The sequence below is a fragment of the Microbacterium sp. MM2322 genome (assembly GCF_964186585.1).
GTDB lineage: Bacteria > Actinomycetota > Actinomycetes > Actinomycetales > Microbacteriaceae > Microbacterium.
The window spans coordinates 2149469-2169951 of record NZ_OZ075067.1; the positions used below are offsets into that span (position 1 = coordinate 2149469).

Here is a 20483-nt window from a genome sequence, read left to right on the forward strand (position 1 = left end):
TTCTCTTCTTTCGTATGGTCTATTTGCTCGACGCCAGGGCGTCGGCGCCGCCGACGATCTCGGCGATCTGCTGCGTGATCTCTGCCTGACGCGCGTTGTTGCGCAGGCGGGTGTAGTCGGTGATGAGCTTGTCGGCGTTGTCGCTTGCGGACTTCATCGCCTTCTGCGTGGCGGCCTGCTTCGCGGCGGACGACTGCAGCAACGCGTTGAACACGCGGCTCTGCACGTACACCGGCAGAAGCGCGTCGAGCACCGTCTCGGCATCCGGTTCGAATTCGTAGAGCGGGTAGACCTGGCTGGATGCCGTGTCCTCCGCTTCGACGACCTCGAGCGGCAGCAGACGGACCGTCTCCGGCGTCTGCGTCATCATGCTGACGAAACGGTTGTAGACGAGGTTGATCTCGTCCACGCCACCGTCGCCACCACCGAGCTCGTACGCCTCGATGAGTGCCTTCGCGATCTCCTCGGCCGTGGCGAACTGCGGGGTGTCGGTGTCACCGATCCACTCCCCCGCCGTCGCGATCCGACGGAACTGGAAGAACCCGACCGGCTTGCGACCGATGAGGTAGAACACCGGCTCGACGCCCTGGCTGCGCAGCAGCTCACCGAGCTGCATCGCTTCGCGGATGACCTGCGAGTTGAACGCGCCGGCGAGGCCTCGGTCGGAACCGAAGACGACGACGGCGGACCGGCGGATCTCCTCGCGCTCCGTCGTCAGCGGGTGCTGGACGTTCGAGTGCGTCGACACGGCGGAGACGGCGCGCGTCACGGCCCGCGCGAAGGGGCTGGACGCGCGAACGCGTGCCATGGCCTTCTGAATGCGCGAAGCCGCGATGAGTTCCATCGCCTTCGTGATCTTCTTGGTCGTCTGAGCAGAAGAGATCTTCTGCTTGTAGACCCTGAGTTGTGCGCCCATTGGTTATGAGTCTCCCGTCGGCGTCAGCCGCGGCGGCCCTTGACGATCTTCTCCTGGTTCACGTCATCGACCTCCGCAGCGGCGACCGACTCGTTGCCCGGTGCGCCGAGCGCGTGGCCCTTGCCGCCCTGGAACTCGAGGACGAAGGCGTCGACCGCCTTCTCGAGCTCTCCGGCGGTGGCGTCGTCGAGAACGTTGGAGTCGCGCAGGGTGTCGAGGATCGACGTGTTCCGCTTGAGGTGGTCGAGCAGCTCGCGCTCGAAGCGGAGGACATCCTCCACCTCGATGGTGTCGAGCTTGCCGTTCGTTCCGGCCCAGATCGAGACGACCTGCTCCTCGACGGGGTACGGCGAATACTGCGGCTGCTTGAGCAGCTCGGTCAGACGCGCACCACGAGCCAGCTGACGACGCGACGCGGCGTCGAGGTCGGACGCGAACATCGCGAACGCCTCGAGCGAGCGGTACTGGGCGAGCTCGAGCTTGAGCGTTCCCGAGACCTTCTTGATCGACTTCACCTGAGCGTCACCACCGACACGCGAGACCGAGATACCCACGTCGACCGCGGGACGCTGGTTGGCGTTGAAGAGGTCGGACTGCAGGAAGATCTGGCCGTCCGTGATCGAGATCACGTTGGTCGGGATGTAGGCCGAGACGTCGTTGGCCTTCGTCTCGATGATCGGAAGACCGGTCATCGAGCCGGCACCGAGCTCGTCGGAGAGCTTGGCGCAACGCTCCAGCAGACGCGAGTGCAGGTAGAAGACGTCACCGGGGTACGCCTCGCGGCCCGGCGGGCGGCGCAGGAGCAGGGACACGGCGCGGTAGGCCTCGGCCTGCTTCGACAGGTCGTCGAAGATGATCAGGACGTGCTTGCCCTCGTACATCCAGTGCTGGCCGATGGCCGAGCCGGTGTACGGCGCGAGGTACTTGAAGCCGGCGGGGTCGGATGCCGGGGCCGCGACGATCGTCGTGTACTCCATGGCACCGGCGTCCTCGAGCGCGCCCTTCACCGAAGCGATGGTCGAGCCCTTCTGGCCGATGGCGACGTAGATGCAGCGGACCTGCTTCGTGACGTCACCGGACTCCCAGTTGGCCTTCTGGTTGATGATCGTGTCGATCGCGATCGCCGTCTTGCCCGTCTGGCGGTCACCGATGATCAGCTGACGCTGGCCGCGGCCGACGGGGATCATGGCGTCGATGGCCTTGATGCCGGTCTGCATCGGCTCGTGGACCGACTTGCGCTGCATGACGCCGGGGGCCTGCAGCTCGAGAGCGCGACGACCGGTCGTGGCGATCTCGCCGAGACCGTCGATCGGGTTGCCGAGCGGGTCGACGACACGGCCGAGGTAGCCCTCTCCGACACCGACCGAGAGGACCTCACCGGTGCGAGTGACCTTCTGACCGGCTTCGACGCCGGAGAAGTCGCCGAGGACGACGACACCGATCTCGTGCTCGTCGAGGTTCTGCGCGAGACCCTCGACACCGTTCGCGAAACGCACGAGCTCGTTCGCCATCACGCCGGGCAGACCCTCGACGTGGGCGATGCCGTCCGCGGCGTCGACGACGGTGCCGACCTCGGTCGCCGCGGCCCCGGTGGGCTCGTAGGCGGCGACGAAGTCTTTCAGCGCGTCACGGATGACGTCGGGGCTGATGGACAGTTCTGCCATGGTCTTCCTTCTTAGTGAGGTCTTGTGGCGAGCAGCTGGCCCGCCGGGTCCGCTCCTCGGTGGAGCGGGAAAGTCAGCCCGCCAGGCGGTGGCGGAGGTCGCTCAACCGGGACGAGACGGTGGCGTCGATCACGTCGTCGCCGATCTCGATGCGGATACCGCCCACGACCGTGGGGTCGATGACGACGTTCAGCGAGATGTCGGTGCCGTAGCGCACCGCGAGCGTGCTCTGCAGACGCGAGGTCTGGTCGGCGGTCAGCGAAGACGCGGCGAACACCGTTGCTGCCGCGCGTCCGCGCTGGTCGGCGACGACACGCAGCGCACGGCTGAGCATCGAGCGCACGCGCCGCTCACGCGGGACCTGAACGAGCGACGAGACGACGATGACCGTCGACTCGGATGCGCGTCCGCCCAGCAGCTTTTCGATGAGCGCCCCCTTGGCGGCGGAGTCGCCCAGGCGACTGCCGAGGGCGAGCTCCAGCTCGGGGTTCGCGGCGATCGTCCGAGCGACGGAGAAGAGCTCCGCCTCGAGGTCGACCTGCGGTGCAGCGATCGCGGCGGCACGGATGCCGGCCTCTTCGATGCCCGAGATCAGATCCCCCGCGGAGGACCACCGCTCCGAGACGGCCGCGTCGAGAACCGACACAGTCGCTGCCGAGTACCCGCCGAAGACACTCGACACCACGTTCCGTCGAGGTTCGGCGGGCACCGACGCGTCGGAGAGCGCGCCGCTCAGCTGCGACGAGCCGGCCAAGACGCGGACCGCGGCGAAGAGCTCGCGGGCGACATCGAGGTCGACGCTCGGCGCGGCCGTGAGGGCCGACGTCGTCGCCGCGAGAGCCTGAGTGGTCGCGCTACCCATTACTTCGCCGCCTTCTCGGAAGACTCGAGGTCAGCCAGGAAGCGGTCGACCACGGCCTTGGCCTTGGCGTCGTCGGACAGCGTCTCGCCGATGACGCCGCCGGCGAGGTCGAGGGCAAGCGTGCCCACCTCGCTGCGCAGCGACACCAGCGCGGTCTGACGCTCGGCCTCGATCTGGTGGTGCGCGGCGGAGGTCAGACGCGCGGCCTCGGCCGACGCGTTGTCCTTCGCCTCAGCGACGATCTTCTTGCCGTCCTCGCGGGCGGTCTCACGGATCTCGCCGGCTTCCTTGCGAGCCTCGGCCAGCTGAGCCGTGTACTCCTCGAGAGCAGCCTCGGCCTGGCGCTGGGCCTCGTCGGCCTTCGCGATGTTGCCCTCGATGGCAGCAGCGCGCTGGTCGAGCAAAACCTGCATCTTGGGCAGGGCGACCCGCCAGAAGACGAAGAGGATCACGACGAAACAGACCGCAGACCAGACGATGTCGTAGATCGCCGGGAACAGCGGGTTGTACGACTCGCCTTCTTCGGCAGCAATGACAAGAGCGTTCAGCATCCTGTCTCCTTACAGTGCGATCGAAGCGAGATTACGGAGTGACGTTCGTGAAGATGAAGTACGTCGCGATGCCGATGAACGCGAGCGCCTCCGTGAAGGCGATACCGATGAACATCAGGACCTGAAGACGACCGGCCAGCTCGGGCTGACGGGCGACGCCCTCGATCGTCTTTCCGACGACGATGCCCACGCCGATGGCGGGACCGATGGCGGCAAGACCGTAGCCGACGGTGGCGATGTTGCCGTGCAGGGCGGCGAGAACCGTAGTTGCGTCCACGGAGGTGTTTCCTTTCGGTTGGATGGCTCGGCGTGCGCCGGACCGCTTAGTGCTCTTCTGCCACCGCGAGCTGGATGTAGACCGCGGTGAGGATGGCGAAGACGTATGCCTGGAGGAAGGCGACGAAGATCTCGAACAGCGTGAAGGCGAACCCGAAGGCGAGCGTTCCGGCCGCGAGCGCCGAGAACCAGCCGCCCAGGGTGAAGAGGAAGAACTGCGTCGCTGCGAAGAACAGGACCAGCATGAGGTGCCCGACGATCATGTTCATCAGCAGTCGGAGCGTCAGAGTGACGGGCCGGATGATGAAGGTCGAGAGGAACTCGAGCGGGATGATCAGGATGTAGAGGAACCACGGCAGCCCGGGAGGCATGAGCGAGTTGCGGAAGAAGTTCCCGGGGCTCGCCTTGAGGCCTGCGTAGATGAACGTCACGTATGCCACCAACGCGAGAAGCAGCGGGACGGCGACGATCGACGTGCCGGCGATGTTCAGACCCGGGATGACACCCGTGATGTTCATGAACAGCACCATGAAGAAGATCGTGGTGAGGATCGGCAGGAACCGGCGGCCGTCCTTCTTGCCGAGCAGGTCTTCGGCGATGTTGACGCGGACGAAGTCCAGGCCCATCTCGACGACGCTCTGGAAGCGGCCGGGCACGACCGTCATGCGGCGGGTGCCGAGCCAGAAGATGAGGACGATCACGATCGTCGAGAGGAACTGGATCAGGTGGATCCGGTTGACCTCGAGGAAACCGATCTGGAAGATCGTCTCCGGGAAGAACTCCGAGATGGACGGCCCGTGGAACTCTTCAGGGGCTTTTTCGGCGGCAGTAGCGATCAGGGTCGCAGCTTGAGTAAACAGCGCTGGCTCCAGCTTCGGGGCGTCGATCTTATGATCGGGCGACGATGGTCGGTGAGCTGACTCCGCAGACGTTCCCGTCGGGGTTCAGGCGGGCTCGAGAACAGCGTATCAGTCCTGCGGCGTGCTGGAGTCCCCCGGGCGCCGTTCGCCCTCCTCGACCTGCGCGGCGGTGGGCAGACTGGCGTCGCTGACGGCCGGGATCCGCATGCGGATCATGACGACGACGTCGACGACGAGGGATGCCACGATGCTCACGACGAGCGCGACGAGGAACACCATCGGGGTGAGCCACGGCTGATCGCGCAGGACGAAGAGGACGACGAGGAACACGACGAACTTCAGGATCCAGCCGCCCATGACGGAGCCGAAGAAGATGGGGACGAACAGCGGGTCCCCGTAGAAGCGGTTCGCGATGAGGATCGACACGATCGTGAACGCGAGGAAGACCGCCGCCATCAGCACCGCCACGAGGGCGCTCCACAGCCCCGAGGTTCCCGCAGTGAGCAGGCCCACCACTCCCCCGATGACGGCGAGTATCGCGGTGACGATCCCCGACCAGACGAGGGCGGTGCGCAGCATGGGCGTGGAGGACGGGGCGCTCATGAGAGGACCTTCCGGTCGGGCGCGACCCGCCGGATGCGGCGCGCGGGGGGCAGGGTGACGACGACACAGGCGATGCACCCGACGACGAGGAAGACGACGCCGGGCCAGTAACGCCCCGGCCAGCCTTTCGTCGTGCCGATGTACATGAGGAGCACGGAGAGGGAGACGACGGCGGTCCACGCGTAGAAGACGAAGACGGCGTTGCGGTCGGTGTGCCCCATATCGAGCATCCGGTGGTGCAGGTGCTTGCGGTCGGGAGAGAACGGCGACTTCCCCTGCGCCATACGACGGACGATGGCAAGCCCGAAGTCGACGAGCGGGAGCAGGACGATGACGACCGGGAGGATCACCGGGATGAAGGCACCGAGCAGCTGCGACCGACCGAAAAGGTCGTTGTCGCTGAGCAGGTTCGGCGGCAGGTTTCCCGTCACGACGATCGCGGACGACGCCATCATCAGTCCGAGCAGGAGCGCACCGGCATCCCCCATGAACATCCGTGCGGGGTTCCAGTTGAAGGGCAGGAAGCCGGCGCACATCCCGAGCAGCACGATCGCGATGAAGACGCCGGTGTTGCTCTGCTCGCTGTTGTCGAAATCGCGCACGAGCATCGCCGAGTATGCGAAGAAGACAGCGTTGGCGATGAGGCAGACGCCGGCCACGAGACCGTCGAGCCCGTCGATGAAGTTGACGGCGTTCATGACGATGACGATCAGCAGGATCGACAGGCTGATGCTGACCCAGCTCGAGACGACGACCTGCTGCCCGAAGGGCAGATAGAAGATCTGGATGCCGCCAAGGAACACGACGATCCAGGCGGCGACGAACTGGGCGCCGAGCTTGATCATCCAGTCGAGGTCCCACAGGTCGTCGGCGACGCCCACCACGACCATGAGTGCGGCAGCGCCGAGGAGCGACCACACCATCGAGGGCTCCTGCCACACGATCGCGAACGCGGGCAGCTGGGAGGACAGGACGAAGAAGCCCAGCATCCCGATGAACATCGCCACACCGCCGAGGCGCGGCGTCGGGTTCTTGTGGACGTCCCGCTCGCGGATGGCCGGGTGGAGCCCGAACTTCATCGCCACGCGCCACACGACCCACGAGAAGACGAAGGTGAGGCCGCCGGTGATGACGAACGCGAACAGGTAGTCCCTCACGCGGCGTCGGCTTCGTCGGGGTCGACCGGGTCGGGCTCGAGGAGGTCGCCCAGCACCTCCCGGAGGTCGCTGCGCGAGATGGCCCCCTCGCGGAGCACGGTCACGGGACGGCTCTCGCGGCCGACGAGACCCGTCGCGTCGATGATCGTGGACGCGACGCCCGTGTCGACGAGGCCGCCGTCGAGGTAGACGGAGACGCTGTCTTGCAGCATCTGGATCGCCGCCTCGATCTCGAGTGCGGCGGGCTTGCCCGTCAGATTCGCGCTCGACACCGCGAGCGGACCGGTGTCCTCGAGCAGTTCCAGTGCGAACTTGTCGTTCGGCATGCGGACCGCGACGGTGCCGCGCGTCTCTCCGAGATCCCACCGGAGCGACGGCTGGGCCGGAAGGACGATCGTCAGCCCCCCGGGCCAGAAACGCTCGACGAGGCGATCGACCGCCTCGGGCACCTCTGCCACGAGGGCACGCATCGTGTCGGGTCCCGAGACGAGCACCGGCGGCGGAGACTGCCGTCCGCGGCCCTTTGCAGCGAGCAGACGGGCGACGGCGGACGCGTTGAAGGCGTCGGCGGCGACGCCGTAGACGGTGTCGGTCGGCATCACGATGAGTTCACCGCGGCCGATCGCCTGGCGAGCCTGGCGGAGAGCGGGCAGCAACTGATCGGCGTCACGGCAGTCGAGGACGGGAGACATATCCGGAGCATTCTACGAGGAGGGGACCTGGCCCGCCTGCGAAACGGCGGAGCGGGATCAGGAGACGGTCAAGGACGAAGGGCGGTGGTGGCGCGGTCGCGCAGAGTGAGATCGGGATGCGTCGCGGTTCCGCGCCAGCCGTCGGCCGTCAGCAGATCGCGGATGCCGGCACCCTGCCACTCGCCGTGCTCGATGACGAGCGTGCCCCCGGGGTGGAGCAGGCGGAGTGCGACGCCGGAGAGGACCCGGACGACATCCAGGCCGTCGGCCCCGCCATAAAGAGCGGCGGGCGGATCCCAGAAGCGCACCTCGGGGTCACGCGGGATGGCGTCGTCGGGCACGTAGGGCGGGTTGGAGACGACGACCGAGACGGTGCCGTCGAGCTCGGGGAACGCGTCGGCCAGGTCGATGAACGCGAGACGGGCGTGGGGAGCGTGGTCCGCGAAGTTCTCCTTCGCCCAGATGAACGCGTCGACGGAGTTCTCCGCCGCGTGCACCCGCGCGTGGGGCACTTCGGTCGCGAGCGCGAGCGCGAGCGCTCCGCTGCCCGTGCCGAGGTCGACGGCGACCGGGTCGGGCCCCGGAGCTTCGCGGAGCGCGTCGATGGCGAGCTGCGCCACCATCTCCGTTTCGGGGCGAGGAACGAACACGCCGGGACCCACCCGCAGCTCGAGGTGGCGGAACGGCGCCCTGCCCGTGAGGTGCTGCAGCGGCTCGCGGGAGGCGCGCCGCTCGATGACCTGCGCGAACCGGGTCGCCTCGGGCTCCGGCATCCGGGCGCCCCGGATCATCGCTGCGGCGAGCTCGCCGCGGCCGATGCCGAGAACGTGGGCGGCGAGGAGCTCCGCATCGACGTCGGCGGACGGGACGCCGGCGGCGGCGAGACGCTCGGCTGCGCTCCGCACGAGCGGGGCGAGGTCGCTGCCCGCGGGCGCGTCGGAGATCCGTGAAGTCGACATGGGAGACCCCAGGATACCGCGCCGTCCGGCGTCACACGGGGCCACGGGCGGTGCGAGGACCGTAGGCTGGTGGGCGCATCGCGGCTACCTGAACCGCGACCTCGTTCTCCATCCACACGGAAGGCATCCCATGACCGGCATCCACTCCGACATCACCAGCGCATTCGGCAACACCCCCCTCGTCCGATTGAACCGCGTGTCGGAGGGCCTGCCCGGGACGATCCTGGCGAAGCTCGAGTTCTACAACCCGGCATCCTCCGTGAAGGACCGCCTCGGCATCGCGATCGTCGATGCCGCAGAGGCCTCGGGCGAGCTCAAGCCCGGCGGCACGATCGTCGAGGGCACGAGCGGCAACACCGGCATCGCCCTCGCCATGGTGGGCGCGGCCCGCGGCTACAAGGTCATCCTGACGATGCCGTCGTCGATGTCCACGGAGCGACGGATGCTGCTGCGCGCCTACGGCGCCGAGCTCGTGCTGACCGACCCCTCCCTCGGAATGAAGGGCGCCGTCGGCGAGGCCGAGCGCATCGCCGCCGAGACCCCCGGCGCCGTCCTCGCGAAGCAGTTCGCCAACCAGGCCAACGTCGAGATCCACCGGAAGACCACCGCCGAGGAGATCCTCCGCGACACCGACGGCGCGGTCGACTACTTCGTCGCCGGGATCGGCACCGGCGGCACCATCACGGGTGTCGGCCAGGTCCTCAAGGAGCGCGTGCCGTCCGCGAAGGTCGTCGCCGTCGAGCCCAAGGACTCGCCCCTTCTGACCGAGGGCAAGCCCGGCCCCCACAAGATCCAGGGCATCGGACCCAACTTCATCCCCCCGATCCTCGATCAGGGCGTGATCGACGAGGTCCAGGACGTCACGTTCGACGACGCCATCGCGATCGCGAAGAAGGTCGCGACGACCGAGGGCATCCTCGTCGGCATCTCGTCGGGTGCCGCGATCTGGGCTGCGCTCCAGGTCGCCGCCCGCCCCGAGGCCGAGGGCAAGAACATCGTCGTCATCATCCCGTCGTTCGGCGAGCGCTACCTCTCGACGGCGCTCTTCGAGGAGTTCCGCGACTGACCCGCACGACACCTCCCGAAAGGTCCGCCGTGCCCCGCATCGCCTCCTCGTTCGGCCGCGGCATCGCCACGGCGACCGGCTCCATCCGCGAGGACATCGCCTCCGCCAAGCTGCGGGACCCCGCCGCGCGCGGCGGTCTCGAGATCGCGCTGCTATACCCGGGGCTCCACGCCGTGTGGAGCCACCGGGTCGCGCACGCCCTGTGGCGGCGCGGCCGACGGTTCCCGGCGCGGGCGATCTCGCAGCTCACCCGCTGGCTCACGGGCATCGAGATCCACCCCGGCGCCCGCATCGGGCGGCGCTTCTTCATCGATCACGGCATGGGCGTCGTGATCGGCGAGACGGCCGAGGTCGGCGACGACGTCATGCTGTACCACGGCGTCACGCTCGGCGGACGGACCCGGGATGCGGGCAAGCGGCATCCGACCCTCGAAGACGGTGTCGCCGTCGGAGCGGGCGCGAAGATCCTCGGACCCGTCGTCATCGGGGCGCACTCGGTGATCGGCGCGAACGCCGTCGTCACGAAGGATGCCCCGGCCGACTCGGTGCTGGTGGGAGTGCCGGCGCGGGCGCGGCGACGCGCGACGAATGAGGACACCCGGGCGATCCTGATGGCGCCCGAGTACCACATCTGAGTCGTCAGTCGAGGGCTGCGAGCGCCCGGCCGATGCGCTCCACGGCGTCGCGCAGGAGCGGACGCGGCAGCGAGAAGACGAAGCGGACGTGTCCGGCCGCAGCGTCGCCGCAGGCGAGCCCGTCGGTCATCGCGACTCCGGCGTGCTCGCGGAACCACTCCCCCAGGTCTCCCTCGAGTCGGTAGTCTCGCACGTCGATGAGCGCGATGTAGGTGCCCTCCGGCATCCGCACCTGCGCCCGCGGCGCGTGCTCCGCGAGCAGTTCGACCAGCAGACGCCGGTTGCCGTCGAGGTAGGTCACGACGTCATCGAGCCAGGGCCCGCCGTCGGTGAACGCGGCCGTGTTCGCGATGACACCGAGGGTCGAGGTGCCGTGGCCCGCCCACGGACCGAACTCCTCCCACGCGATCGCATCCGCCTCGTTGGAGAGGACGATCTGCGCGCACTTGAGGCCCGCGAGGTTCCAGGCCTTCGAGGCCGACACCGCGGTCACCGTGTGGTCGGCGGCGATGTCGGAGACGGACGCGTAGGGCACGTGGCGCGCGGGTGCGTAGACGAGAGGAGCGTGGATCTCGTCGGAGAAGACCCGGCCGCCCTTCGCATGCACGACCTCGGCGATCGCTGCCAGCTCGGCGGGGGTGGCGACGGTCCCCAGCGGATTGTGGGGGTTGCAGAGGACGAGCAGTCCCCCGCCATCGTCGAAGGCCGCAGCGACGCCGTCGAGGTCCATCGTCATCCGACCCTCGACCTCGATGCTCGGCACCTGGATCACGCGGCGCCCGTGCATCTCGGGCACGAAGAGGAAGGGCATGTACGCAGGCGTCGGGACGATGACCGCCGAGCCGGGAGCGCTGAACCGCTCGATCGCGAGTTCGAAGGCCGAGATCACGTCGGGAAGGGGGTGGATGCGGCCGGGGTCGACCTCCCAGCCGGTGGTCCTGGCGTACCAGGCCGCAGTCGCCTCAGCGAGCTCCGCCGAGAAGGCGGTGGGGAGATACCCCGTGGCGCCGTCGTCGAGCGCGCGCTCGAGGGCGTCTCTGATGACAGGCGCGACACCGAAGTCCATCTCGGCGACCCACGCCCCGATCGTGCCGGGGTGATCCGTCCACTTCATGCTGCCGCGGGAGCGGAGCTGCTCCTCGGTGATGCCGTCGAATGCATGCGACGCCATGGTCTCCTCCTTCGCCCCGGCCGATGCCGGGTCAGCCCTCCGAGCCGACAGCCGCCAGCTGGGCCTCTTCATCCGCGGCGATCGCGGAGTCGATGAGGGGCCCCAGCGCGCCGTCCATCACCTGGTCGAGGTTGTAGGCCTTGTACCCGGTGCGGTGATCGGCGATGCGGTTCTCGGGGAAGTTGTACGTGCGGATGCGCTCGGAGCGGTCCATCCCGCGGATCTGCGACCGGCGGGCGTCGGATGCCGCGGCATCACGTTCCTCCTGCTGTTTCGCGAGCAGGCGTGCACGAAGAACGCGCATACCCGCCTCACGGTTCTGCAGCTGACTCTTCTCGTTCTGCATCGAGACGACGATGCCGGACGGCACGTGCGTGATGCGGACGGCGGAGTCGGTCGTGTTGACCGACTGTCCACCCGGACCCGACGATCGGAAGACGTCGATCTTGAGGTCGTTCGCGTCGATCTGCACTTCTTCGGGCTCGTCGACCTCGGGAAAGACGAGGACGCCGGTCGTGGAAGTGTGGATGCGCCCCTGGGACTCGGTCGCGGGGACACGCTGCACACGGTGCACGCCGCCCTCGTACTTGAGGTGCGCCCAAACGCCCTGTGCCGGATCGGTCGAGGAGCCCTTGATCGCGATCTGAACGTCCTTGTAGCCGCCCAGGTCCGATTCGTTGCGCTCGAGGAGCTCGGTCTTCCAGCCCCGGGATGCCGCGTACTGCAGGTACATGCGAAGGAGGTCGGCGGCGAACAGCGCCGACTCGGCGCCGCCCTCTCCCGCCTTGATCTCGAGGATCACGTCGCGCGCGTCGTCGGGGTCGCGCGGGATGAGGAGGCGCCGGAGCTTCTCCTGCGTGTCGGCGAGCCGCTGCTCGAGAGCCGGGACCTCCTCGGCGAAGGCGGCATCCTCTTTCGCGAGTTCGCGCGCCGCCGCGAGGTCTTCTTCCGACCCACGCCAGGCGTCATAGGCGGCGACGATGCGGGAGAGCTCCGCGTACCGCCGGTTGACGCGCTTGGCGCGCGACGCATCGGCGTGCACCGCGGGGTCGGAGAGTTCCTCCTGGACCGCGCGGTGCTCGTCGATCAGCGTCTGAACGGACTCGAACACGGAGGAAGGCTCAGCGGATGCTGTTCTCGTGGCCGCCGGCAGCCGGGGCCGGCATCGACTTCTGCATCTGCACGAGGAACTCGACGTTGGACGTCGTTTCCTTCAGCTTGCCGAGGACGACCTCGAGGGCCTGCTGCTGGTCGAGGCCGGCGAGGGCGCGACGCAGCTTCCACGTGATCTTGACCTCGTCGGCCGAGAGGAGCATCTCCTCGCGGCGCGTGCTCGACGCGTTGACGTCGACGGCGGGGAAGATCCGCTTGTCGGCGAGCTGACGCGACAGGCGCAGTTCGCTGTTGCCGGTGCCCTTGAACTCCTCGAAGATCACGTCGTCCATCTTGGAGCCGGTCTCGACGAGCGCGGTGGCGAGGATCGTGAGTGATCCGCCGTTCTCGATGTTGCGCGCCGCACCGAAGAAGCGCTTCGGCGGGTAGAGCGCCGAGGCGTCGACGCCGCCGGTGAGCACACGGCCCGAGGTGGGCGCCGAGATGTTGTAGGCGCGGCCCAGACGGGTGATCGAGTCGAGCAGCACGACGACGTCGCGACCGAGCTCGACGAGGCGCTTCGCACGCTCGATGGCGAGCTCGGCGACGGTCGTGTGGTCCTCGGCGGGGCGGTCGAAGGTGGAGGCGATGACCTCGCCCTTCACGGTTCGCTGCATGTCGGTGACCTCTTCGGGACGCTCGTCGACGAGAACGACCATGAGGTGGACCTCGGGGTTGTTCGTCGCGATCGCGTTCGCGATCTGCTGCAGCACGATCGTCTTACCGGCCTTCGGGGGCGCGACGATGAGGCCGCGCTGGCCCTTGCCGATGGGAGCGACCAGGTCGATGATGCGCTGCGTGAGCTTCTCGGGCGCCGTCTCGAGGCGGAGGCGCTCCTGCGGGTAGAGCGGGGTCAGCTGACCGAACTCGACACGCGTCGCGGCGTCTTCGACCGAGAGGCCGTTGACGGCGTCGACCTTGACGAGCGCGTTGTACTTCTGGCGGCTCGACTGCTCGCCCTCGCGCGGCTGCTTGATCGCACCGACGACGGCGTCACCCTTGCGGAGGTTGTACTTCTTCACCTGGCCGAGCGAGACGTAGACGTCGCTCTGACCGGGGAGGTACCCCGTGGTGCGGACGAACGCGTAGTTGTCGAGGACGTCGAGGATGCCGGCAATCGGGATGAGGACGTCGTCCTCGCCGATCTCGGTGTCGAACTCGTCGTTCGTGGTCTGTCCGCGGCGCTTGTTGCGCTGACGGCCGCGTCCCTGACCCTGGCCCTGCTCGTCGTCGAACGTCGACTCGACGGCCGGCTTGTCGGCGGGCGCGTTCTGCGCGTTGGCGCCGCGGGAGTTGTCGCCCCGGGGGTTGTCGTTTCGCGAGTTGTCGTTCTGAGCGTTCCCGCCGCGGGCGTTCTCGTTCTGCCCGTTGCCGTTCTGCCCGTTGTTGTTCGGGGCGTTCTCGCCCTTGTTGCGGTTGCGGCTGCGGCTGCGGCTGCGCGAACGGCTGCGGCTGTTGCCCTCGCCGGCACCGTCGGTGTCGTCGGCGGATGCGGCTGCGGCGGCGTTCGTGTCAGCGGGAGCCTGCTCAGCGGAAGCCTGCTCAGCGGGAGCCTCGGGCGCGGCGTTCGCGTCAGGGGCGTCCGTCGCGGGCGTCTCGGCTGCAGGTACGTCGGCCTCGGCAACGGGAGCCGCCGCGGCGGGAGCCTCTGCAGCGGGGGTCTCGACGGCGGGGCTGTCGGCGGCGGGGGCCTCGTCGGCGACGGGGGTGGCCTCCGCGGCGGCGAGGTCGGCGCTCTTGGCGCGGCGCGGAGCACGCTTGCGCGGCGCCTTCGCAGGCTTCTCGTCGGCCGGCTGCTCGTCGGCGGACTTCTCCGCGGCGGCGGCGGCCTTCTCGGCTGCCGTCAGGCGCTTCGTGGCCGGACGCTTCTCGGCGACCGGCTGCTCGGTGGCGGCCTCGTCGGCGACCGGAGCCGCAGCGGGCTGCTCCGCAGCCTCGTCGTCGGCAGGTGCCTCTTCGGCGGCGTCGACGGGCGTGTTCGCGGTCGACTCGGTGCCAGCGGCATCCGTGGTGATTTCTTCGGCAGCCGTGCTGCCGGTGGCGACGTCGTCGCCGGTCTGGATCTCGGAGATGGACTCCACGAGTTCTCCCTTTCAGATGTGGAAAGTCATAACCGCAGGTGGTCCCGTCCACGACGGAGCCAAGTCTTCAGCGGGGTGTTCGCGCAGGCACAGAGTTGCGCAGTCCCGTCAGAAGGGGTGTGCGGTGGTTCGCAGATTGCGAGTGGAGGGCAGATTCACGTGATTACGTGGCATCCTCCGTATAGTCCCTCACTGTACCACCCCGCACATCGACGGCCAGCAGAAGCGGCTTCCAAGGCGTGTCGGTGGAGGATGCCGCGTACTCGACGGCCTCGAGCCGGCGGCCCGGCCCGTCGGCGAGGACGAGGACGCTCGGGCCCGCGCCCGAGACGACCGCCGCGAACCCCGCGGAGCGCAGCCCCCGAACGAGGACGTCGGTCGCGGGCATCGCCTCGGCCCGGTACGACTGGTGGAGCTTGTCCTCCGTCGCGGCCATCAGCAGCTCGGGGCTCTGCGTCAGCGCGGCGATGAGAAGTGCGGAGCGGGACACGTTGAACACCGCGTCTTCACGCGTGACATGGAGCGGCGCGAGACCCCGCGCGACCGACGTCGACATCGTGAACTCGGGGACGAACACGAGCGGCGAGACGCCGCGGTGCACGGCGAGCTTCTTGTGCTGCGGTCCGTTCTGGTCCATCCAGGCGATCGTGAGTCCGCCGAACAGCGCGGGCGCCACGTTGTCGGGGTGCCCCTCGAGTTCGGTCGCGAGCCGCAGGAGTGTCTCGGGACCGAGGGTGACATCACCCTCGAGCAGGCCCTGCGCCGCCAGCAGGCCCGCGACGACGGCGGCACCCGAGGACCCCATGCCGCGCCCGTGCGGGATCACGTTGTGCGCGCGCAGACGGATGCCGGGCATCGGCCGGCCGGCCGCCTCGAACGCGTACGCCATCGAGCGGACCACGAGGTGCGAGGCATCCGTCGGGACGTCTGCGGCTCCCTCTCCGGAGACGTCGATCTCGAGCCCCGGTCCGTCGAGGGCGGTCACGACGAGCTCGTCGTGCACGCTCAGGGCGAGACCGAGGGTGTCGAACCCGGGGCCGAGGTTGGCGCTCGTCGCGGGGACGCGAACGGCGACGCTGCGCCCGGCGAGCGTCATCCCGCCACGCGGGTGAGGTCGAGCGCCGACGCGACCTCGCTGGTCGCGGCGTCAACGACGAGCGGCTCTACCTGCGTGCCGTCGGGGTTGCGAAGCGCCCACTGCGGGTCCTTCAGACCGTGACCGGTGACGGTCAGGACGACCTTCGCGCCGTTGGGGATCACGCCCGCCTCGGCACGGTCGAGAAGGCCCGCCACGCTGATGGCGGAGGCCGGCTCGACGAAGACGCCCACGGTGCCGGCGAGGAGCTTCTGCGCCGCGAGGATGCGCTCGTCGTCGATCGCGCCGAACCAGCCGTCCGTCGCGGACCGCGCCTCGAGCGCGAGGTCCCACGAGGCGGGGTTGCCGATGCGGATCGCGGAGGCGATCGTCTCGGGGTTCTTGACGATCTCGCCGCGGACGAGGGGCGCGGAGCCCTCGGCCTGGAAGCCGAACATGCGGGGCACGCGTGTCGCGACGCCGCGCTCGGCCTCTTCGCGGTAGCCGCGGGAGTAGGCGGTGTAGTTGCCGGCGTTGCCGACGGGGATGAAGTGGAAGTCGGGAGCGTCGCCGAGCTGGCTGACGACCTCGTAGGCCGCGGTCTTCTGACCCTCGATGCGGTCGGGGTTGACCGAGTTGACGAGGTGCACCTTGTAGCCGCCGGCGAGTTCGCGGGCGATCTCGAGGCAGTCGTCGAAGTTGCCGCGGATCTGGATGAGACGGCCGTTGTGGGCGACGGCCTGGCTGAGCTTGCCCATCGCGATCTTGCCCTCGGGGACGAGGACGGCCGCCGTGATGCCGGCGTGCGCGGCGTAGGCGGCAGCGGATGCCGAGGTGTTGCCCGTCGAGGCACAGATGACGGCCTCGGCGCCGTGCTCGACGGCGCGGGAGAGGGCGACGGTCATGCCACGGTCCTTGAACGAGCCGGTCGGGTTCATGCCCTCGAACTTGATGTACACGTCGGCACCCGTGATGCGCGACAGCGACGCGGCGGGGATGAGGGGGGTACCGCCCTCGCCGAGGGTGACGACGGTCGACGCGTCGGTGACGCCCAGTCGATCGGCGAACTCGCGGAGGACTCCGCGCCAGACGTGTGCCATGTCAATCTCCTTCTACCCGCAGGACCGAGACCACGCGTCGGACGGCGCTGGTGGCAGCGAGCCGTTCGACGGTGTCGGCCAGGTCCTGCTCCCGGGCCGTGTGGGTTCCGATGACGAGGTGCGCGACGGCATCCCCGCTCTCCCGGGCGACGGCGCCGCCCGAGGTGGTCTGTTCGACGGTCGCGATCGACACGTTCCCGTCGCTGAGGATGCCGGCGACCGTCGCGAGCACGCCCGGCTTGTCGTCGACCTCGAGGGTGATCTGGCAGCTCGTCCGGATGCGGCCGATCGGCACGATCGGAAGGTTCGCGCGCGTCGACTCACCGACACCGGGGCCACCGGCGACGTGCCGGCGCGCGGCCGAGACGACGTCGCCGAGGACGGCGGACGCGGTCTGCACTCCCCCGGCTCCCGCGCCGTAGAACATGAGGTCGCCCGCGGCCTCGGCCTCGACGAACACGGCGTTGTTCGCGCCGTGGACGGACGCCAGCGGGTGCTCGCGCGGAACGAGTGCCGGGTAGACCCGGACCGAGATGGCTTCGCCGGTCGGCGCGGCATCCGGCTGGTCGACCAGCCGCTCGCACACGGCGAGCAGCTTCACGACGTAGCCGGCCTTGCGAGCGGCCTCGATGACACCGGCATCCACCGAGGTGATGCCCTCGCGGTGGACGGCGTCGAGCGGGACGGAGGTGTGGAAGGCGAGGCTCGCGAGGATCGCCGCCTTCTGTGCGGCGTCGTAGGCCTCGACATCCGCCGTCGGGTCGGCCTCGGCGTACCCGAGGCGCTGCGCCTCGGCGAGGACCTTGTCGAAGCCGAGTCCTTCGCGGTCCATGCGGTCGAGGATGTAGTTCGTCGTGCCGTTGACGATGCCCATGATCCGACGGACGCGGTCGCCGGCCAGCGAATCGCGAAGCGGACGGATGATCGGGATGGCGCCGGCCACGGCGGCCTCGTATGCGACGGTCGCACCGACCTGATCGGCGGCGTCGAAGATCTCACTGCCGTGCGTCGCGAGGAGAGCCTTGTTGGCCGTGACGACGTCGGCGCCGGAGGCGAGGGCGTGGAGGATGCGGGTGCGCGCGGGCTCGAGCCCGCCGGTGACCTCGATGACGATGTCGGCACCGGCGATGAGGGTGTCGGCATCGGTCGTGTACAGCTCGCGGGGCAGGTCGGTCTCGCGGGGGGCGTCGACGTCGCGGACGGCGATCCCGACGAGGTCGAGAGGCGCACCGGCGCGGTCGGCGAGCTCATCGGCGTGGGTCAGCAGCAGGCGTGCGACCTGGGATCCGACGGCGCCGGCTCCCAGCAGGGCGACGCGGAGGCGACGGGGTTCGATCATGCGGACTCCTCGGGGGTGCGGGATGCGGCCGGTGCGACGCCGAGGTCGCGCGCCAGCAGGTCGTTCTCGTCCTCGCCGCGGACGATCAGCCGCGCGGCGCCACCGCCGACGGCGACGACGGGGGGACGGGTCAGGTAGTTGTAGTTGCTCGCGAGCGAGAAGCAGTAGGCCCCGGTGGCGGCGACGGCGAGCAGGTCGCCCGGTTCGACATCCGCCGGAAGGTACTCGGCGGAGACGACGATGTCGCCCGCTTCGCAGTGGCGGCCGACGACGCGCGTCAGCGCGGGCTGGGCGTCGCTCCGACGGCCGGCGATGCGCGCGGTGTAATCCGCACCGTAGAGCGCCGTCCGGGCGTTGTCGCTCATGCCGCCATCGACGCTCACGTAGACGCGCTCGAGGTCGTCCGAGACGCGGACGGGCTTCACCGTGCCGACGCTGTACAGGGTCACTCCCGCGCGTCCGACGATGGTGCGGCCCGGTTCGAAGGCGAGCTCGGGGAGCGGGATGCCGCGGGTCTCGCACTCGCGCGCGACCGCCGCGACGATCCCGTCGGCGAGCTCGGCGATCGGGGTCGGGTCGTCCTTCGACGTGTAGGCGATGCCGAAGCCGCCGCCCAGGTTCAGAAGCGGAACGTCGCCTCCCTCGCGGAGGCGTGCGTGCAGCTCGACGACGCGGGCCGCGGACTCGGCGAAGCCGGCGGTGCCGAAGATCTGCGAGCCGATGTGGCAGTGGAGGCCCGCGAAGCGGAGCGACGGCAGTTCGCGGATGCGGGCGACCGCCGCCTCGGCATCCGTCAGGGCGAAGCCGAACTTCTGATCCTCGTGGGCGGTCGCGAGGAAGTCGTGCGTCTCGGCGTGGACGCCGCTGTTGACCCGGACGAGGACGGTCTGGACGACGCCCTGCGCGGCGGCCTCGTCAGCGATGCGCTCGATCTCGACGAGCGAGTCGATGACGATCGAGCCGACACCGACGCGCACGGCGCGGGCGATCTCGGGGACGAGCTTGTTGTTGCCGTGAAGCCCGAGGTGAGCCGGGTCGGCTCCGGCAGCGAGGGCGACGGCGAGCTCGCCGCCGCTCGCGACGTCGACGCCGAGGCCTTCCGCGGTGACCCACCGCACGACGTCGGTCGTCAGGAAGGCCTTGCCGGCGTAGTAGACCCGGGCGGTGCCGCCGTGGCGGGCCGCGGCGTCCCGGAACGCGGTCAGCACCTCGCGCGCACGGGCGCGGACGAGGTCTTCGTCGACGACGTAGAGCGGCGTCCCGAATCGCTCGGCGAGTTCGGTCGCCGACACGCCGCCCAGCACGATCGCCCCGGACTCGTCGCGAGCCGCCCCAGCGGGCCAGACAGTCTCGACGAGCGCATTCGCATCATCCGGCGGCAAGAGCCACTCAGGAACGGCGGGGCGGTCGGAGGTGGTGGACACGCAGGGGCACCAATCGAAAGTGGGACGGGTACGTCGGGCGGTGCGGCCACGCCCCGACAGTGCCCACAGTCTAGGGCACCGTGGCCGCGGCCCCCGGTCCCGTGACGCTACGAGGCGTCGGCGCAGGAACCGGTTGCCTGGGCGGCCGGGTCGCGCAGGATCGCGCTGTCGACCTCGAAGTCTGCGACGATCCCGCGGTCCTCGATGGCGACCCCCGTCAGCGTCATCGCCTTCGGCAGGTACTGGGCGACGCAGACAGGCCAGTCCTCCAGGAGCGATCCGACGAGCGGGCCCAGCTGCTGGCGGAGTGCATCCGCGGACACATCGGCATCGCCGAGGCGGAAGCTGGTGGGCGAGAGCACGATCTCTCCCTTTCGGGCCTCTGCCGAGAGGCTCACGCCGACCGGCACCGACGCACCGAAGACGGGGAAGGAGGTGTCGAGCGCGATCTCCGGCGCCTTGAGGGTGAACGCGTCAGCGGGGAACCCGTCGACCGTCGAGAGCAGTGCGCGGGTCTGAGCTTCGTCGAGGACGACGGTCGCGGAGGCACCCGACCAGTCGGCATCCCGATACATCGGCACGTCCTGCGCCGTCACATCGACGTCCGCCGTGATGCCGTTGAGCTCGACGTCGTCCGCTGTGAGCCGGATCTCCGGCAGCTGCCCCACCACGAGCAGCGGGAGCAGAAGCGGCGCGGGGATGTCGACGTCGATCTGCTGATCCGCCGGGAGCCCGGCGCTCTCGACGATGCGATCCCGGATGAGCTGGGGCGCAACGATGCGAGCCGTGATCTCCGCGGCGACGAGGACGACGACGACCGCGACCAGGGTCACGACGATCCACACCGCGCGTCGACGAGGAGGACGTCGCGCCGGTCGCACCTCCGTCACGGTCGCCACG

At 69.3% G+C, this 20483-nt stretch carries 20 protein-coding genes; 2 read left to right on the top strand and 18 right to left on the bottom strand.

Annotation, left to right across the window (positions count from 1 at the left end; all coding sequences use genetic code 11):
- Window positions 1-19: 19 nt before the first annotated feature.
- From ABQ271_RS10550 to prmC, 10 genes are all read right to left on the bottom strand, one after another.
- Complete coding sequence (locus tag ABQ271_RS10550) at window positions 20-916, bottom strand: F0F1 ATP synthase subunit gamma (protein ID WP_349308718.1); 897 nt, start codon at window positions 914-916, stop codon at window positions 20-22.
- A 23-nt stretch (window positions 917-939) separates the two neighbouring features.
- Window positions 940-2580: a F0F1 ATP synthase subunit alpha gene (gene atpA, locus ABQ271_RS10555; RefSeq protein WP_349308719.1), complete on the bottom strand. Its 1641-nt coding sequence runs from the start codon at window positions 2578-2580 to the stop codon at window positions 940-942.
- Window positions 2581-2653: 73 nt separating this feature from the next.
- Entirely contained in the window at window positions 2654-3442 is a 789-nt protein-coding gene (locus tag ABQ271_RS10560) for a F0F1 ATP synthase subunit delta (RefSeq protein WP_349308720.1), read from the bottom strand.
- A complete protein-coding gene (locus ABQ271_RS10565) occupies window positions 3442-3993 on the bottom strand; it encodes a F0F1 ATP synthase subunit B (RefSeq protein WP_349308721.1) in 552 nt (183 codons plus the stop codon). The genes ABQ271_RS10560 and ABQ271_RS10565 overlap by 1 nt, the downstream gene beginning before the upstream one ends.
- Window positions 3994-4024: 31 nt before the next feature.
- Entirely contained in the window at window positions 4025-4270 is a 246-nt protein-coding gene (gene atpE, locus ABQ271_RS10570; RefSeq protein ID WP_036312539.1) for a F0F1 ATP synthase subunit C, read from the bottom strand.
- A 46-nt stretch (window positions 4271-4316) separates the two neighbouring features.
- Window positions 4317-5129, bottom strand: coding sequence for a F0F1 ATP synthase subunit A (gene atpB, locus ABQ271_RS10575; protein ID WP_349310891.1), 813 nt, complete (start codon window positions 5127-5129; stop codon window positions 4317-4319).
- Between the two features lie 108 nt (window positions 5130-5237).
- The gene (locus ABQ271_RS10580) at window positions 5238-5732 is read right to left on the bottom strand and encodes a hypothetical protein (protein ID WP_349308722.1); all 495 of its coding nucleotides are present in this window, start codon (window positions 5730-5732) and stop codon (window positions 5238-5240) included.
- Window positions 5729-6889 (bottom strand): MraY family glycosyltransferase, encoded by a 1161-nt coding sequence (locus ABQ271_RS10585; protein ID WP_349308723.1) that lies wholly within the window; start codon window positions 6887-6889, stop codon window positions 5729-5731. Before ABQ271_RS10585 ends, ABQ271_RS10580 begins: the two co-directional genes overlap by 4 nt.
- Entirely contained in the window at window positions 6886-7581 is a 696-nt protein-coding gene (locus ABQ271_RS10590; protein WP_349308724.1) for an L-threonylcarbamoyladenylate synthase, read from the bottom strand. Before ABQ271_RS10590 ends, ABQ271_RS10585 begins: the two co-directional genes overlap by 4 nt.
- 68 nt (window positions 7582-7649) lie before the next feature.
- Window positions 7650-8540 carry a peptide chain release factor N(5)-glutamine methyltransferase gene (gene prmC, locus ABQ271_RS10595; protein ID WP_349308725.1) on the bottom strand — a complete coding sequence of 297 codons (891 nt, stop codon included), beginning with the start codon at window positions 8538-8540 and terminating at the stop codon, window positions 7650-7652.
- Window positions 8541-8670: 130 nt separating this feature from the next.
- Here prmC and cysK point away from each other — a divergent pair, with 130 nt between their 5' ends.
- Both cysK and epsC read left to right on the top strand, forming a co-directional pair.
- A complete protein-coding gene (cysK, locus tag ABQ271_RS10600) occupies window positions 8671-9606 on the top strand; it encodes a cysteine synthase A (RefSeq protein ID WP_349308726.1) in 936 nt (311 codons plus the stop codon).
- A gap of 29 nt (window positions 9607-9635) precedes the next feature.
- The gene (gene epsC, locus ABQ271_RS10605; RefSeq protein WP_349308727.1) at window positions 9636-10241 is read left to right on the top strand and encodes a serine O-acetyltransferase EpsC; all 606 of its coding nucleotides are present in this window, start codon (window positions 9636-9638) and stop codon (window positions 10239-10241) included.
- Between the two features lie 4 nt (window positions 10242-10245).
- Here the strand turns inward: epsC and ABQ271_RS10610 are convergent, their stop codons facing one another.
- From ABQ271_RS10610 to ABQ271_RS10645, 8 genes are all read right to left on the bottom strand, one after another.
- Window positions 10246-11412, bottom strand: coding sequence for an aminotransferase class I/II-fold pyridoxal phosphate-dependent enzyme (locus tag ABQ271_RS10610; protein ID WP_349308728.1), 1167 nt, complete (start codon window positions 11410-11412; stop codon window positions 10246-10248).
- Window positions 11413-11443: 31 nt separating this feature from the next.
- Window positions 11444-12523 (bottom strand): peptide chain release factor 1, encoded by a 1080-nt coding sequence (gene prfA, locus ABQ271_RS10615; RefSeq protein ID WP_349308729.1) that lies wholly within the window; start codon window positions 12521-12523, stop codon window positions 11444-11446.
- A 10-nt stretch (window positions 12524-12533) separates the two neighbouring features.
- Complete coding sequence (rho, locus tag ABQ271_RS10620; protein ID WP_349308730.1) at window positions 12534-14645, bottom strand: transcription termination factor Rho; 2112 nt, start codon at window positions 14643-14645, stop codon at window positions 12534-12536.
- 163 nt (window positions 14646-14808) lie between these two features.
- Entirely contained in the window at window positions 14809-15741 is a 933-nt protein-coding gene (gene thrB, locus ABQ271_RS10625) for a homoserine kinase (RefSeq protein WP_349308731.1), read from the bottom strand.
- Window positions 15738-16820, bottom strand: a complete 1083-nt coding sequence (gene thrC / locus ABQ271_RS10630) for a threonine synthase (RefSeq protein ID WP_349308732.1) — start codon at window positions 16818-16820, stop codon at window positions 15738-15740. Before thrC ends, thrB begins: the two co-directional genes overlap by 4 nt.
- 1 nt (window position 16821) lies before the next feature.
- Entirely contained in the window at window positions 16822-18159 is a 1338-nt protein-coding gene (locus tag ABQ271_RS10635) for a homoserine dehydrogenase (protein ID WP_349308733.1), read from the bottom strand.
- Window positions 18156-19583, bottom strand: a complete 1428-nt coding sequence (gene lysA / locus ABQ271_RS10640) for a diaminopimelate decarboxylase (protein WP_349308734.1) — start codon at window positions 19581-19583, stop codon at window positions 18156-18158. Before lysA ends, ABQ271_RS10635 begins: the two co-directional genes overlap by 4 nt.
- Window positions 19584-19690: 107 nt before the next feature.
- Window positions 19691-20482, bottom strand: coding sequence for an LmeA family phospholipid-binding protein (locus ABQ271_RS10645; protein ID WP_349308735.1), 792 nt, complete (start codon window positions 20480-20482; stop codon window positions 19691-19693).
- Between the last annotated feature and the right edge of the window lies 1 nt (window position 20483).